16 protein-coding genes are annotated in these 15,919 nt (G+C 49.9%); 9 read left to right on the forward strand and 7 right to left on the reverse strand.

Annotation, left to right across the window (positions count from 1 at the left end; genetic code table 11):
* Positions 1 to 46 precede the first annotated feature (46 nt).
* From Dpoa569_RS15890 to Dpoa569_RS15920, 7 genes are read right to left on the reverse strand one after another with little or no spacing between them, the layout of a single operon-like run.
* The gene (locus Dpoa569_RS15890) at positions 47 to 592 is read right to left on the reverse strand and encodes a type II secretion system protein GspJ (RefSeq protein WP_042868731.1); all 546 of its coding nucleotides are present in this window, start codon (positions 590 to 592) and stop codon (positions 47 to 49) included.
* Entirely contained in the window at positions 589 to 957 is a 369-nt protein-coding gene (gene gspI, locus Dpoa569_RS15895; protein WP_042868729.1) for a type II secretion system minor pseudopilin GspI, read from the reverse strand. The genes Dpoa569_RS15890 and gspI overlap by 4 nt, the downstream gene beginning before the upstream one ends.
* Positions 958 to 991: 34 nt before the next feature.
* Complete coding sequence (gene gspG, locus Dpoa569_RS15900; protein WP_042868727.1) at positions 992 to 1,417, reverse strand: type II secretion system major pseudopilin GspG; 426 nt, start codon at positions 1,415 to 1,417, stop codon at positions 992 to 994.
* 19 nt (positions 1,418 to 1,436) lie between these two features.
* Positions 1,437 to 2,648 carry a type II secretion system F family protein gene (locus tag Dpoa569_RS15905; protein WP_227983076.1) on the reverse strand — a complete coding sequence of 404 codons (1,212 nt, stop codon included), beginning with the start codon at positions 2,646 to 2,648 and terminating at the stop codon, positions 1,437 to 1,439.
* A complete protein-coding gene (locus tag Dpoa569_RS15910; protein WP_050569393.1) occupies positions 2,635 to 4,113 on the reverse strand; it encodes a GspE/PulE family protein in 1,479 nt (492 codons plus the stop codon). The genes Dpoa569_RS15905 and Dpoa569_RS15910 overlap by 14 nt, the downstream gene beginning before the upstream one ends.
* On the reverse strand, positions 4,113 to 6,215 hold the full coding sequence (gene gspD, locus Dpoa569_RS15915; RefSeq protein ID WP_042868723.1) for a type II secretion system secretin GspD: 2,103 nt from the start codon (positions 6,213 to 6,215) through the stop codon (positions 4,113 to 4,115). Before gspD ends, Dpoa569_RS15910 begins: the two co-directional genes overlap by 1 nt.
* 15 nt (positions 6,216 to 6,230) lie before the next feature.
* Complete coding sequence (locus Dpoa569_RS15920; protein WP_227983078.1) at positions 6,231 to 6,683, reverse strand: type II secretion system protein N; 453 nt, start codon at positions 6,681 to 6,683, stop codon at positions 6,231 to 6,233.
* Between the two features lie 734 nt (positions 6,684 to 7,417).
* On the opposite strand from Dpoa569_RS15920, the gene Dpoa569_RS15925 reads away from it, so the two are divergent.
* The 9 genes from Dpoa569_RS15925 to Dpoa569_RS15965 all read left to right on the forward strand — a co-directional run bounded on the left by Dpoa569_RS15925 (position 7,418) and on the right by Dpoa569_RS15965 (position 15,753).
* Positions 7,418 to 7,852 carry a nuclear transport factor 2 family protein gene (locus Dpoa569_RS15925; protein ID WP_042868719.1) on the forward strand — a complete coding sequence of 145 codons (435 nt, stop codon included), beginning with the start codon at positions 7,418 to 7,420 and terminating at the stop codon, positions 7,850 to 7,852.
* Entirely contained in the window at positions 7,849 to 8,568 is a 720-nt protein-coding gene (locus Dpoa569_RS15930; RefSeq protein WP_042868717.1) for an SDR family NAD(P)-dependent oxidoreductase, read from the forward strand. The genes Dpoa569_RS15925 and Dpoa569_RS15930 overlap by 4 nt, the downstream gene beginning before the upstream one ends.
* Positions 8,565 to 9,830, forward strand: a complete 1,266-nt coding sequence (locus Dpoa569_RS15935) for an NAD(P)/FAD-dependent oxidoreductase (protein ID WP_042868716.1) — start codon at positions 8,565 to 8,567, stop codon at positions 9,828 to 9,830. Before Dpoa569_RS15930 ends, Dpoa569_RS15935 begins: the two co-directional genes overlap by 4 nt.
* Positions 9,823 to 10,545 (forward strand): DUF1365 domain-containing protein, encoded by a 723-nt coding sequence (locus Dpoa569_RS15940; RefSeq protein WP_042868714.1) that lies wholly within the window; start codon positions 9,823 to 9,825, stop codon positions 10,543 to 10,545. The genes Dpoa569_RS15935 and Dpoa569_RS15940 overlap by 8 nt, the downstream gene beginning before the upstream one ends.
* Positions 10,542 to 11,762, forward strand: coding sequence for an SAM-dependent methyltransferase (locus tag Dpoa569_RS15945; RefSeq protein ID WP_042868712.1), 1,221 nt, complete (start codon positions 10,542 to 10,544; stop codon positions 11,760 to 11,762). The genes Dpoa569_RS15940 and Dpoa569_RS15945 overlap by 4 nt, the downstream gene beginning before the upstream one ends.
* Before the next feature lie 106 nt (positions 11,763 to 11,868).
* A complete protein-coding gene (locus tag Dpoa569_RS15950) occupies positions 11,869 to 12,402 on the forward strand; it encodes a DUF3833 domain-containing protein (protein WP_042868710.1) in 534 nt (177 codons plus the stop codon).
* Positions 12,399 to 13,358, forward strand: a complete 960-nt coding sequence (locus Dpoa569_RS15955; protein WP_042868708.1) for a YbgA family protein — start codon at positions 12,399 to 12,401, stop codon at positions 13,356 to 13,358. The genes Dpoa569_RS15950 and Dpoa569_RS15955 overlap by 4 nt, the downstream gene beginning before the upstream one ends.
* Positions 13,359 to 13,502: 144 nt before the next feature.
* A complete protein-coding gene (locus Dpoa569_RS15960; RefSeq protein WP_042868707.1) occupies positions 13,503 to 14,138 on the forward strand; it encodes a carbonic anhydrase in 636 nt (211 codons plus the stop codon).
* An 832-nt stretch (positions 14,139 to 14,970) separates the two neighbouring features.
* Positions 14,971 to 15,753: a transporter substrate-binding domain-containing protein gene (locus Dpoa569_RS15965; protein ID WP_042868705.1), complete on the forward strand. Its 783-nt coding sequence runs from the start codon at positions 14,971 to 14,973 to the stop codon at positions 15,751 to 15,753.
* Positions 15,754 to 15,919: the final 166 nt, after the last annotated feature.

The following is a 15,919-nucleotide window of genomic DNA, read 5'->3' on the forward strand; positions in this document are numbered from 1 at the left end:
AGCATCACTATCAGCAGGATGACGCCTTTTTGGTCGTCAGCACGTGTCATGGTCGGCCTCTTAGCAAAATCAGGCGCTGATAGGTTCCCAGATCCCTGAGGGTCACCGTAAGCTCAATGGCGTTGGGGGGCAAAGGTTGCCAACCGGTTGTGTTTTGCCAACCGTCCTGCTGGTAAAAGCGCATGCTCCACCCCTGCACTCCGGTCAGGATGACCTGCCAACCAGGGGAGAACGACGTTTGTCGGTAAATCACGCCGTTTTGCAGACGCCACGCAACCTGCATCGTCGATGCCCGTTGAGATAGCGGACGACTGCTGAACGTCAGCGTACTTAACTTACTGCCATCCAGCGGCTCGCTAAACAGCAGTACACTCCCACCCGCACGCTTGACCGGGACCAGGTTAGCGAGGTCCTGATGCATCTGCTGCACGCCCGTCAATAGCATCGTGATATTCCGCTGCTGAAGGCGCAAACGCAGGCTACCGCTATTCAGCCCTCGCAGTATGAAGAAGGCACTCATCAGCAATGCCGAGGCAATGGCAACTGACAGCAACACCTCAAGAAGTGTAAATCCTTGCTGGGTTCGCTTCATGGCGGCGTAATATTCAGTTGGATTAACGGCTGCGGCTGCGTGTCGTTAAATACCCTGATCTGTAAGAGCTTCAGGTCTGACGACTCCTCCTCCGGTGCATAGCCCAGTTCCCAGCCCCAGCGTTGATTACCCATGACGCTGCTGCCAGACATCGACTCGTCGCTGCCAGGCAACGCAGTCAGATGAGCAAGAACCAGAATATTATCCGCAACCCAACCCGCGATAATCGATTCACGGGTATGCGCCGTCATCGCCATTTCCTGAGAAACAGAACGGAAAATAGCGCTGCAACACAGAGCCAGCATAAAAACGGCAATCAACACCTCCAGCAGCACTATTCCACTGGCTTTTTTATTATTAGTCATCAGGCGCCTCTCGTGTTTTATCTTAAAACCGCGACTATTTAGTCCAGTTTCCGATATCATCCTTGGTCCCGACTTTTTCATCCGGCCCTGAAGAGTAAACATCAACATCTTTATGGCGACCTGGATTAGCATAATAGTAGTCGTGCCCCCAGGGGTCTTTGGGAAGATCACGGATATAGCTGCTACTCAGGTTTTCGCTGTTCTCTTTTCCTGCTCCTTCCGTCAACGCGGATAATCCCTCGCTTTGTTCCGGGAAACGATTATGGTCGAGGTGATACATCTCTAATGCGTTTTCAATCGCACTGATATCCGCTTTGGCTTTTTGAATATTGGCCCGCTGCTTACTTCCCATAATATTGGGAAGCACCAACGTAGCCATCAGTCCAATAATGACAATAACAACCATGACTTCTAACAAGGTAAAGCCTTGCTGAACGCGTTTAATGCGCCGATATAACATAATTATTTACTCTCAGGGGTTAAATGGTATTACCGAGTTGCATAATTGGCTGGAGGATTGACATAACAATAAAAAGAACCAGGCTGGAAATAATAATTAATAAACCATTCTCGCTCAGCAGTAATACCAGACTAACCCGCCGTTTAAGACTTTCTTCCTGTATATCGGCGATATATTTCAGCATCTGTTCCAGCCTGCCGCTCCGTTCACCGGAAGCGATCATATGTTTTGCCATCCCGGAAAAGATGTCGTTATTGCTGAGCGATTCGGTCAGTGATTTACCTTCATTCACCTGTTGGCTGGCTACGGCAAGTTGAAAGCGTGCAAAACTGTTGTTAATCACATTTTCGGCCACGCTCATCGACTCCAGCAACGGGATTGCGCTGGCGATTAATATCTCCATGGTGCGGATATAGCGTGCGCTGCTGATGTCCCTTAATAGTGGGCCGATAGCGTATAAGCGAAGCAAATGACGATCCAGCCACAGCCGGCGCGCCGGCGCGCGGACTATCTGGCGCAGGCCGACAACCAGCGCCAGTAGCGCTACCGGCAGTGTCCAGCCATAGCGATTTAGCCAATCGCTTATGGCTAATAGCGTTCGCGTGGTCAGCGGCAGCGGGGTATGCATTTGCTGAAGCTGCATCACGACTTGCGGCACCACAGAGGTGAGCAGCACCGACACCACAATGATGCTCATGACGGCAAGCAGCGCAGGATAAAGCAGCGCCTGAATTAAGGTATTTTTGGTTTTCTGACGCTGATCGAGATAATCCGCCAGTCTGGTCAGCACCAGTGCTAAACAGCCGGTCGCTTCTCCGGCGGCAACCATCGCGCAGTATAAGCGGTCAAAACTATGCGGCAGGGTTTGCAGCGCCTGCGCAAAACTCACCCCGGCTATCAATTGCTCCCGCACCGCGTTCAGCACCGCGCTCACGGCTTGCTTCTCCGCCTGACTTGCCAACGTGGTTAACGCTTCCTCAAGCGGAATGCCCGCTTCAAGCAAAGAAGCAAGCTGGCGGGTTAATAACGCCTGATCGAGGGTGGATAACCTGTCGTGACGCCTAAGGAAAAGCAACCACTGTTGCAGCAGGTTGGCGCGACAACTAACCATCACCAACTGCCGGGCAAATAAATGCTCCCGCAACGACTCAGGCGAAAAGGCGCGACGGCTGCCGGTGACCAGCACCCCCTCATTATTGACCGCGGTATAGCGAAAATTACGCATCGTCATAAAGCTCACCAGTCACTCGGATGACTTCATCAATAGAGGTTAAACCGGCCAGAACTTTATTCATTCCGTCCAGGCTGAGTGACGCCGCGCTTCCAGCCAGCGCCGCCAGCTCATTCTCATTTTTTTGCTGATAGATCCCCTCGCGCATCGGTTCATTAATCACCACCAGCGCCTGAACCAACGTACGCCCGATATAGCCGGTATTAAAACAGGCCGGGCAACCTTGTGGTCGATATCCCATCATGCCTTCCTGCCAGGGCACGTTGAGCATCTGGCATTCTGCGGTCGTAATCGGCACGGGTTGGCGACAATGGGGACACAAGCATCTCACCAGCCGCTGTGCCATGACAGCGTTCAGCGCGCTGGCCAGCATAAAAGGCTCGATGCCCATATCCTGCAACCGGGTCAGTGCGCTGAGAGCCGTGTTGGTATGCAAGGTAGACAACACCAGATGACCCGTCATCGATGCCTGTACCGCTATCTGCGCCGTTTCCTGATCTCGAATTTCACCGATTAAAATCACATCAGGGTCCTGGCGCAAAATAGCCCGCAACCCTTTGGCGAACGTCATACCAATTTTGCTGTTAACCTGAGTCTGCGAGATATTGGCGATGTCATATTCAACCGGATCTTCGATAGTCATGATATTGAGCTTTTCTTGATCGAGTTCGTTGATCATCGCATACAGCGTTGAGCTTTTACCGGACCCCGTCGGCCCTGTGACCAGAATGATGCCATTTGGCCGGCTCACTAACGACACCACCTTTTTTCTCACCGCATCAGGCATACCGAGCTGACGTAAATCCAGTTTGACGGCATTTTTATCCAGCAAACGCAGCACAATCCTTTCGCCATAACTGGAAGGTAATACCGACACCCTGACATCCACGGCACGACCCAATATGCGTAAACTCATACGCCCATCCTGCGGTTTGCGCTTTTCTGCAATATCCAGCCGGGACATCACTTTTAAGCGCGACACCAGCAGCGAAGAGAGACGCCGCTCAGGCTCAAGTTTTTTGTGTAATACGCCATTGAGGCGAAAACGAATGGCGACCCGCTGCTCAAAGGTTTCAATATGAACATCAGAGGCGCGCTCTTTCAGCGCCTGCGCAAGAATGGCGTTAATCAGCTTAATGATTGGCGGATTATCGTCATTATTGAGAATCTCTTCATGCACAGGCAATGTGTCGGCTAACTGATACATATCCAGATCCTCGCTCAGCCCCGCCATTACCTCACTCGCCCGCTGATCACTATTCTGAAACGTGCTGACGATGCGTTCAGCAAACGTTTCCCCATCAATGGCGTTGAGCAATGCGCCCGATGGACAATGGCGCAACGCACTCATAATCGCTTGCGGATGCGCATCGTTGCGGTAATAAATTCGCCAGGCATCATCCTGCTTCTCAATTAAAATGCCCTGGCTTTTCGCCCATTCCAGACTGGAGAATTTCGGATGCATCAGCGCAAGCTCACCGTAAATTTATGGATACCGTTCAGAATGGCGTTAACATCAGCATGTGGGCTTTCCCTCGTGTGTGATGCATCCTGCGCGGTTTCATCAGCCACAGGGGAAGATGCGCCTCGCCTCATCTGCACCGTATCAGCACTGTCGCTACGAATAATACGTGGACGGATAAATAACATCAGATTGCGTTTATCATTATTACGAGAGGTATACTTGAATAAATTTCCCAGAAAAGGGATATCGCCTAACAGGGGAACTTTATCAACGGTCTCTTTCTTTTCATCATCCAGTAATCCGCCAATGACGACGGTTTCGCCATCCTGAACCTGCACGACGTTATTCACCGTCCGAATATTAAACACCGAACCGAGATTATTATTCACCTGTCGGGTATCAGACAAACTGGAAATTTCCTGGGATATATTCAACAGGATAGTTCCACTCTGATTTATGCGCGGCACGATACTGAATTTAATCCCAATAGTGCGTCGCTGAACGGTATTAAAAATATTATCGTTATTGGTCGTTCTCGAACCGGTTAAAATAGGCACATCCTGACCGACGTTAAATTCCGCCCGGTGATTATCCAGAGTAACCACGCTGGGAGTGGCGAGAATATTATTTCCTCGGTTACTTTCAAGCGAATTAAACAGCGTCCCCCAATTGCCGTGATAAAAACCGGCCACTAATCCCTCGCCATTTTTTAACGCATTCACCAATGGATTATCCTGCGTGAATCCCTTGCCGACATTAACGCCATTGAAGTTGCTGCCACCGTAGTTTTTATTTCCCCAGGAGATACCGAGATTCAGTCCTTCTGCTTTCTGCACTTCCACGACAATCGCTTCAACCAGTACCTGCTCATGCCGGACATCAAGCTGCCGTATAATGGATGACACCTGCTTCATTGCGGCAGGCGGTGCACTGACGACCAGGGCATTGTTATCACGATCAGCATGGACGTGGATTTGCTTTAGCAGCGTATCGCCGTCACCGGACATACTGCTGCCGAACATACTGCTGGGGTCGGTCGAAAAATCCGTACCGCCAGATCCAGATAAAGAGCCGCCGGTAGCCTGACTGTCCAGATTGGTGGACTGCCCAGCAGGAGTCATGCCGCCCTGCAACTGTTGTGATTGTTGCGCCAGCAGCGCTTCCATCGCCATCGAACTACCCGAAAAAGCGCCAGCCTCAGAACTTCCCGACTGATTATTGTTAAACAGCTTCGCCATTTGCACCGCATCAGCATACTTTAAAAAAAACACCTGGGATTGCTGACCTGGCACATCCATGGCTGAAATTAAACGACCGATCTCCGCCTTAACTTGCGCGCCACCTTTTACCACAATAGTCCTGGTCGCATCGTTGCCATAAATTAAAGGCGCATCCTTATCTTCCGGGTTGAGGTTTCTGAAGGTATTCTGCAAGGATTTAGCAACATCCGATGCTTTTGCCTGACTCAGGCTAAATACCGCCGGACTGTTATCTTTCCTGGCATTGTCAACCTGATTAACAATGCCCACCAGTCGTTCAACGACATCCTCGCGGCCAGTGAAAATAAACAAGTTTCCTGGCGAGTAATATTTCAGTTTCACTGCGCTGCTTTCCGCAATAGCACTCAGGATGGGTTCCAGTTCAGCGCCAGACAGCGTGTCCATTTTTGCCAGGCGCACTACAATATTTTTTCCCCGCCCTTTATTACCTTCAGCCCAGGCCGCCCGCAACGATTGCGCCTGAGGGACGATATTCAGGGTATGGTTGTCAACTGAAACCACGCTGTAGCCATAAGCTTCCATCACGTTCATAAAAAAAACGAGGTATTGATTTTCATCCAGGTCTTCATAACTACGTACTGAAATCTGCCCCGTAATGGACGGGTCAATAATAATGTTCTTCTTTAAAATTTTTGCCGCAGTGGCAACAAACTCTTTTATGTCTACTTCACGAAATGACGCTGAATATTTTTTTGATGTATTCTCAGATTGAGTGGTAGCCAAAGCATGAACATCATCTGTCGTCGTTTCTTTTTCAGCACAAACACTATTCGACACCATAAAAATAAAAACAAATACGTTTAGTCTCAAAACGTTGTTCATTCTTATACCTTGAGTTTAACCACTTTTAAAATGAAGTGACCGATAATATCCGTTACTATCGACAATAACTTTATCTGGCAAAACAAGAAGAATTTTTTCATTACCGGGTGATACACTCTCTCCTGTGCGATAATCCCGCTGCATATTATCACTTTCAACCGTTATCATCGCAGCATTGGCGTCAAGCGAATAAATAATACCGGTAAGCTTAAGCGGTGAATCAGATTCCGGTGCGTTTTGTATTATATATTCCGATAAAGGATGGTCATACACTCTAAAAAGAATAGCGTCATCCGATTCGACAGCATGTGACTCGCCAAAAAGATGTCTTTCTGTCACGGACTCTTTTTGTTGAGCAGTATAAAAGTCGTGACTAATATAAAATATTTCCCCCGATACAGACCTCGCTTCTTGTTGTTGCCCGATTTGTTGTCCAATGAGCCAGACGATGCAGACCAGCAAGCCCAACCATGAGACTCCCCTTATTACGTTCTTACGTGTAAAATTAATATTATTCATAGAAAAAAATTAAAATTAAACTCATAAATAGACAACTCCTTTTCATACTGAATTTTATTCATGAATTATCACATCACTCTGGTAAACCCTACATTTAACCATGACATTTAACCATGCTACCGCTCTTGGGATGCTTACCCCCCCCCAATATTAAAAGTAAGACACCCACGTTTATAAGACATCTACTCAGAGTTTTCTTAATTAAATCTACAGTTAATTAACTTTATTTACATAAGATTCTTCTCAATAAAAGATTACGCTTTTATTTCAAATGAAATTATCACCATGGGGATTAAATAATATAGATAAATTTAATATTGATGACCTATTTCTATACTAAGAACGCTATTAAATGCCGTTAAACAAACAGGACAAACACACCGAATTAATATGCTCCACATCGTCCATCGTTATGTTCGCGCAGGCAATGTTCCTGGAGTTTCAATAGCGGCTGGCAACTAAAAAGGAAAATTAACGGTTCGAGCAGAAGATGATTCCGCCTACTGGAAAACAAATCGCATCGCGGCACTTTCCCGGCCACCACCCTCCCAAAAAACCACAACAATCTTATAATCTTAAGAAGCCATACAAAATCACCAAAAAAACTTAGACAAAAAAACAAGTTTGTGTAAGTTTTGATTATACTGTTTTAATACTGATGGTTCGACGAAAGGTTAACGCCTATGAGCACAATGCGATCCGTATTTGACAACTTCGTTGGCTTTTACACTGAGTTGGATACTCAGCCGCTGGGGCTGTTGTCTGCGCTCTATCACCCGTCAGCCATACTTATCGATCCGTTCGGTCAACACCAGGGCCTACCCGCGATACAGGACTATTTTTCACATTTGCTGGAAAACACAAAACAGTGTCGTTTCACCATCGATATCCCGATTTGCGAACATGATCGTTTTGCAGCGAACTGGACTATGCATTGGTCACACCCCGGTATATCAGGCGGCAAAGCGCTGTCGCTGTCAGGATGCTCCATCGTTGACGTGCAGCAGACTCGCATCACGCACCAGCGTGATTACTACGATGTCGGCGAGATGATTTATGAACACCTTCCTCTATTGGGATGGGCCGTTCGCGGCGTCAAGAGAAGGGTATCTGCATGATGACGATCCTTATCACCGGCGCAAGTTCAGGAATTGGCGCAGCGCTGGCAAAATCCTGGGCGGAGGATGGCCACCACGTTATTGCCTGCGGCAGAAATGCCGCCCGCCTTGAGGCCTTGCGTCAGTTCAACCCACATATCTCCATTCGCCAGTTTGACACCACCGACAGTCAGGCTTGCCGCGCAGCACTGGCCGACTGTCGCATCGACCTGGCCGTACTCTGCGCCGGAAGCTGTGAATATCTCGATCACGGCGTTATCGACCCGGAACTGGTGTCGCGTGTCATGAACGCGAATGTTATCGGTCCCATTAATTGCCTTGCGGCATTACAGGCGCAGCTCACGCCCGGCAGCCGTGTGGTGCTGGTTAGCTCAATGGCTCACTGGCTGCCCTTCCCGCGTGCGGAAGCGTATGGCGCATCAAAAGCCGCGCTGAGCTGGTTTGCAGACAGCCTGCGACTGGACTGGGAGCCAAAAGGTATCGCCGTGACCGTGGTTTCACCAGGCTTTGTCGATACCCCACTTACCCGTAAAAACGATTTTTCGATGCCGGGTATCATCGCCGTCGAACAGGCAGTGAAAGCGATACGGCGCGGCATCAGGCAAGGAAAAACGCATATCGCCTTTCCGACCGGTTTTGGCGCACTGCTGCGCCTGCTGTCGTGGCTCCCCGGAATCGCTCAACGTGCGCTACTGCGCAGGATGGTGAGGCCATGAAAATCGCTATCATCGGCAGTGGCATCGCCGGGCTAACCTGCGCGTGGCGGCTGGCCGGGCACCATGAAGTGATCATGCTGGAAGCAGGCCCTACGCCGGGTGGGCATACCGCCACCGTAGATGTCGCCACCCCTTCCGGCACCTATGCCATTGATACCGGGTTCATTGTTTATAATGATCGCACCTATCCGCGATTTATGGGGCTACTGAGCGAACTGGGCATCAGCGGGCAGAAAACGGAGATGAGTTTTTCGGTGCATAATCCGGCAAACGGTCTTGAATATAACGGCCATTCGATCAGTTCACTCTTTGCGCAACGCAGGAATCTGGTTAACCCCCGGTTTTGGGGGCTACTAAAAGAGATCGTCCGCTTTAATCATCTGGCGAAACAGGCCGTTACACAGTCGGTTGGCGACCACGACACACTGCAAACCTTTCTTTCTCGCCATCGCTTTAATGCGTTTTTTGCCCGTCACTATATTTTGCCCATGGGAGCGGCGATATGGTCATCGTCATTACAGGAGATGCGCCGCTTCCCGCTTGCCCTGTTTTTACGCTTTTTTGACAACCACGGCCTGCTGGATATCACGCAACGCCCGCAGTGGTACGTGGTGCCCGGCGGCTCACGGGAATATGTACGCTCCCTGCTCGCTCAGTTGGAAAATCGTTTCACGCTTCACGTCAATACCCCCGTGAAGAACGTGGTACGCCATGATCAGGGGGTAGAGATCTGTCTGGCGGACACAACCTTCATGGTCGATCAGGTGATTTTCGCCTGTCACTCCACGCAAGCGCTTACGCTGCTGGCTCAACCCAGCCGGGAAGAGACGGAGATTCTGGGTGATATCGGCTGGCAGCGTAACGAGGTCGTACTGCACGGCGATAAGCGCTGGCTGCCGGTGCGGTCAGCCGCCTGGGCCAGTTGGAACTATCGCCTGCCTCACGACGAGCAGGCCAGTGCCTGCGTCACCTACAACATGAATATTTTGCAAGGATTGCCACAAGCAAGTCCGTTGTTCTGCGTCACCCTCAATCCCGATTCACCGATTGATGAACGCTATGTCTGGAAGCGCTTTGTCTACGAGCACCCCGTGTTTAACCCGAAAAGCTGGCGCGCGCAGTCACGACGCGCAGAGATTAACGGTCAACGGCATAGCTGGTTTTGTGGAGCTTACTGGTACAACGGTTTTCACGAAGACGGAGTACGCAGCGCACTGGATGTGGTCAGGGGAATCGCCGACAAGGAGAACATTAATGATTAACTGTCTATATCGTGGCGTATTACGCCACCGTCGCTGGCAACCGCGGACGCATCAATTTCGCTATAACGTATTTATGGCGTATCTGGATTTGGATGAACTGGATAGCCTGCCATCGGTGGGTATCCGCCGTAATCAGTTTGCCGCCGTCGCGTTTTACGATAGCGACTACCCGCTGGGTACGCCGCTGAAAGAAAACGTGCTTGGCAAGCTGGCGGCGCTGACCGGTGAACGCCCTGATGGCAAGATCATGCTGTTAACTCAACTGCGCTATCTGGGCTTTCATTTTAACCCGGTGAATTTTTACTATTGCTTTGACGCGCAGGAAACCCTGCGCTGGATCCTTGCCGAGGTGCGTAATACGCCGTGGAACGAACGTCACTATTACGCGGTCAACGCGCAGGAAACCACCCCTGTCGATAAAGCATTCCACGTCTCTCCCTTCAACCCGATGGATATGGTCTACCACTGGCGGTTTAACTGCCCCGACAAAACGTTACATCTGCATATCGAAAACCATCAGGATGAAAAAGTGTTCGACGCAACGCTGATGCTGGTACGTAAACCGCTTACGCGTCTGCACCTTCGCCACATGCAGCTCAGCATTCCGTTGATGACCCTGAAGACTGTTGTTGCCATTTACTGGCAGGCGCTGCTGCTGTGGCTAAAACGGGTGCCGATTTATAACCATCCTGTCAGCAGGAGTGAACGCTTATGACCGACCCCGCTTTTGCGCTTGAGTCTGATGTTCCGCGTACGGTTCGCTTTGCCCGCTGGCTGCTGTTCCGTTTGCTGGCGGGTTTACAACACGGGTCGCTGACAGTACGCGAAGGCAGCCAAACCGTCCATTTTGGTGACCCCGCGTCTTCCCTGTGCGCCGAAGTCAGTCTCCTTTCCCCCGGCGTTTATTGGCGTCTCCTGACCGGCGGCAGCATCGCAGCAGCGGAATCCTGGATGGACGGCGAATGGGAGACAGACCAGCTCACCGCATTACTGCAAATCATAGCGGTCAATGCCAGCGTACTGAGCCGACTGGAAAATGGCTTTCGCCTGCTGGGTCAACCATTCCAGCGAATATGGCACTGGACACACCGCAATCATCGGCAGCAGGCACGCGAAAACATTGCCGCGCATTACGATCTGGGTAATCAGTTTTACCAACACTTTCTTGACGATGACTTGCTCTATTCCAGCGCGCTATTTACCCCAGCTACGCCGGATCTCGCCAGTGCGCAGCAGGCAAAAATGCGGCGGTTGTGTGAAGAGCTGTCGTTGACGCCTGACGATCACCTGCTTGAAATCGGCACCGGCTGGGGAGCGCTGGCGGAGTTTGCCGCCCGCCATTACGGCTGTCGGGTAACGACCACCACCCTTTCCCGCGAGCAGTATCACTATGCGGTGGCGCGTATTGCCCGTGCAGGTTTGCAGGACCGGGTAACGGTGCTGCTATGCGACTACCGCGATCTCACCGGTCAGTTCGACAAACTGGTGTCGGTGGAAATGATCGAAGCCGTCGGAAAAGCCTTTCTACCACAATTTTTCCAGACCTGTCAGGCACGCCTGCGTCCGGGCGGGAAAATGGCTATTCAGGCGATCACTATTCAGGATCAGCGCTACCGCGACTACAGCAAAAGCGTGGATTTTATTCAGCGTTACATCTTTCCCGGTGGTTTTTTGCCCAGCGTCACGGCGATAAGCGAGCTGATGACACGCCATACTGATTTTGTGTTGCGCAACTTATTCGATATGGGACCGCACTATGCCCAAACGCTGGCGCACTGGCGGCAACGTTTCCTTAATACCTGGCCGGACATCGAACGACTCGGATTCGACACACGTTTTCGCCGCATGTGGCTGTACTACCTTGGCTACTGCGAAGCCGGGTTTAACGCACGAACCATCAGCGTGGTGCAATTTACCGCAGAGCGCGTGTGAACGGTGACGTGCCATCGATCATCTTTAGCGAAAGCTTTCTGATCATCTGGCTGATTCCGCACACTCAATGTCCCAAATTACGGCAGCAATTGCCTGGTGGTGAAAGATGATACGATTTCTGATCCTCAGCCTGACGGTGTTGATGCTGCTGGCAGGCTGTCGCACTGACATTCACGATTACCGTGACCGACAGCCGCTATTCGATATCTTCCGCTATTTTCAGGGCCAGACGGAAGCCTGGGGGATGGTGCAGGCACACTGTGGTCAACAACTGCGCCGCTTTCACGTTGTTATGCACGGTGATGTCGAGGGCGACACGCTGACGCTTAACGAACGGTTTGTCTACGACGATGGCGAACAGCAGCGGCGCATCTGGCATATCCGCCGTATCAGCAGCGATAACTATGAAGGAACCGCAGAAGATATTGAAGGCATCGCACGCGGCCAGGCGGCGGGCAACGCGTTTCACTGGCAGTACAGCATGAACGTGAAGGTGGACGGCACAACCTGGCTACTCGACTTCGATGACTGGATGTTCCTGCAAGACGGCATCCACCTGTTTAATAAGACTGAAATGAAAAAATTCGGCATTACTGCAGGCTATGTCACGCTGTTTTTTAGTAAAGGAGCAACGCCATGAACAGTAAACCTGTACTCGGCATTAGCGGATGTCTGACCGGCTCAACGGTTCGGTTTGACGGTGGGCATAAACGTATGCGTTTCGTGATGGATGAACTGGCGCAATGGGTAACGTTCAGGCCCGTCTGTCCGGAAATGGCTATCGGCCTGCCGGTTCCCCGTCCAGCACTTCGTCTTATCCAGACCGCCTGCGGTGATATCCGTATGCGTTTTAGCCATGCGCCGCAGCAAGATGTTACCGAAAAAATGGAAGACTTTGCCGCACATTATCTGCCCACGGTCGGCGAGCTGACCGGGTTCATCGTTTGCGCAAAATCGCCCAGTTGCGGCATGGAACGGGTACGCCTGTACGATGAGCAAGGTAATCGTGGCAGTAAAGAAGGTACTGGTCTTTTCACCGCTGCGCTGTTGAAAGCATACCCCTGGCTTCCGGTCGAGGAAGATGGACGCCTGCACGACCCGGTGTTACGCGAGAATTTTATAGAGCGCCTGTTTGCGCTGCATGAGCTTAACGCGCTACGCGCCGACGGGCTAACCCGCCACGGTCTGCTGGCGTTTCACAGCCGATATAAACTTCAGCTACTGGCACACCATCAGGCAGGCTACCGCGAGATCGGCCCTTTTGTTGCCCGCCTCCACGAATGGAACGATCTGGATGCCTTTTTCATTGCTTACCGCGAAAAACTGATGGCGATTCTAAGACAACCAGCCTCGCGTAAAAACCACACCAATGTGCTGATGCACATTCAAGGTTATTTTCGTAACCAGCTCAATGATCGCCAGCGCGCGGAACTGCGAAAAGTCATTATCAATTATCGGGCTGGACGTCTGCCCATTCTCGCACCGCTCACGCTGCTGAAACACTATTTAGCCGAACACCCCGATGACTATCTGTTGACGCAAAACTATTTTGATCCATACCCGGAAGAATTGGGATTGCGTTTAGCTGTCGTATAACCATCAACGTATAACCATTAAGTTAAGGGCAAGGCCCCATCCCAAAGGGCCATGAAACAGGTCAGATAACACCGTCAACATCACCTGCAACTGAAGCGTGACGGGGATACCATGTAGTGATAACTGCTAAAAAGAGAACGTGCTATGCAACATATCATTGAGGGGTTCCTCAGTTTTCAAAAAGAAATATTTCCTCAACGTAAGGAGCTATTTCGCAGTCTGGCGGCCAGCCAGAATCCTAAAGCGCTGTTTATTTCCTGTTCAGACAGCCGTCTGGTGCCAGAGCTGGTTACCCAACAGGAACCGGGGCAGCTCTTTGTTATCCGCAATGCCGGCAACATTGTGCCTTCTTTCGGCCCGGAGCCTGGCGGCGTCTCCGCCACTATTGAATATGCGGTGGTTGCGCTGGGCGTGACTGATATTGTGATCTGCGGTCATTCCAACTGTGGCGCGATGAAGGCCATCGCCTCATGCCAGTGCCTCGACCCGATGCCTGCCGTGGCGCACTGGCTACGTTACGCTGATGCCGCTAAAGCAGTCGTGGAGAAGAAAAGCTGGGATAACGAAACCGATAAAGTCAATGCGATGGTGGAAGAGAACGTCATTGCGCAACTGAACAATATCAAAACACATCCTTCCGTCGCTGTCGGGCTACGCAATAATGCGCTGCGACTGCACGGCTGGGTATACGATATTGAAAGCGGTGTGATTCGTACGCTGGATAAAAACAGCAAAACGTTTGTCTCGCTGGCAGATAATCCACACGTTTGTTTCGAGTAACGCCACTTTCAGCCAGTAAGAATGCCCTGCTGCATTACGTAGCAGGATGATGTGGCAGGGCATATACATAAAGAATCAACACGTGCAGTAGTAATCGGTTGCAGTGACACTCTCTGAACGCCTGATTAATCTGACCATGGCAGTCATGACGCCATAAACACACAGCTATCCTCACGCTGGCACCCTGCCAACCAGGTAGTTATCGAATTTATCACCGCCGGCTTCACATCTTCACTTTGCGTCCTGACACGTCGTATTTCTTGATCTCACATATTCAACTACCTGACTATTTCCCAGGATACAAAAAGCGCCTTCACAGTGACGACATCTTAATATTCATAAATTTACATCCTGAAAACAAAATAATAACTAATATTCATTATTTCACGTATAAATTAACTCCCGTTTTCCGGATAGGGAATGTGAATTGTGGATAGGGATGTGAAACGCAATCATGATGCAGCGCCTGACATTTTTCTTGTCTTCACTATTAACGTTATATGTTGTGCGGTCTTTAGCGCTTCTGTGTCGCTGTACTGCCCAATTTCTTATGGCCTGCGTGTAGTGAAAAAATACTTTTTATGAAGGAAGGGGGCTACTTTCACCGCAGTACGCATCTTAATTAGGATTATTCTTATTCGCCGTAATGAAGGTAGTTTTGCAGCGCTTTCTTGCACATTTTCTGGAAATACAATCGGTAATATCCTGGCTCAGAGGGAATTAAGAGAGCAAGCCTGTGCAACGCCAGATCATTTTACTGTCACAGGTAATGATATGAATACCGGAATATTTATATTTACTTTTATATGGTTAAAAAAGAGGTGTTATGGTTATGTTTAGAAAATTATATATTCTGCCAATTATTATCATTTTCACGATTTCACCATTGGCCTTTGCCCATCAGGGAGTCATTCGCATTGGTGTCGATTTAACGTTTTCTCCCTTTCAAAGCAGAGACATAAATGGTAATCCAGCAGGATTTGAAATCGATATAACTGATGCTATCTGCAAATCAGTAAATGCAAAGTGTGATTATATCGTAAACACATTTGACTCACAGATTCCGGCGCTTCTCGCCAAAAAAATAGACGTCATCTCACCGCTTGCAGTAACGCGAAAGAGAAAGGAAGCGATAGATTTCAGTAACTATGTTTTTCATATACCAACCAGACTCGTCGCAAGAAAAACAGCAACGTTTCTTCCGCAGGCTGACATGCTTCGGGGGAAAAACATAGGGGTACAACAAGGAACGATTCAGGAAACCTATGCCAACAAATACTGGCTGCCTGCCGGAGTTAATGTGAAAAGCTATCCTGATCAGGAAGCGATTTATGAAGATTTGTATGCCGGAAGACTTGACGGCGCACTGTGCCCGTCGGTTTCCATCACATTCGGATTTTTACAAACCCCGGAAGGTAAAGATTTTGAATTAAAGGGTCCCGAAGTCACTGATGCCAATCTATTCAGCATCGGTTCAGCCTACGGTATACGCAAAGGCGATACCGAAACCAAGCAACTTTTCAATCAGGGACTACAGAATATAATCAACAACGGTACATTTGCACATATCAAGAAACGATATTTTGGCGATATTGATTTAAGCGTAAAAGAATAATGGCGGCTATGCTTAACTGATTCTTCCAGAAACTCTGTACGATTTCTTTTTTTAGTTCGATCTTTTTCTCAGTCCCGGCCACAACAAGGCCGGGAACAGGCACAGCACCGCTAAACCGGATAGTATGTGATGACAGCCCTCAATGATCGTCTCTGTAATTGTTGAT

Source organism: Dickeya poaceiphila, from assembly GCF_007858975.2.
GTDB classification, from domain to species: Bacteria; Pseudomonadota; Gammaproteobacteria; order Enterobacterales; family Enterobacteriaceae; genus Dickeya; species Dickeya poaceiphila.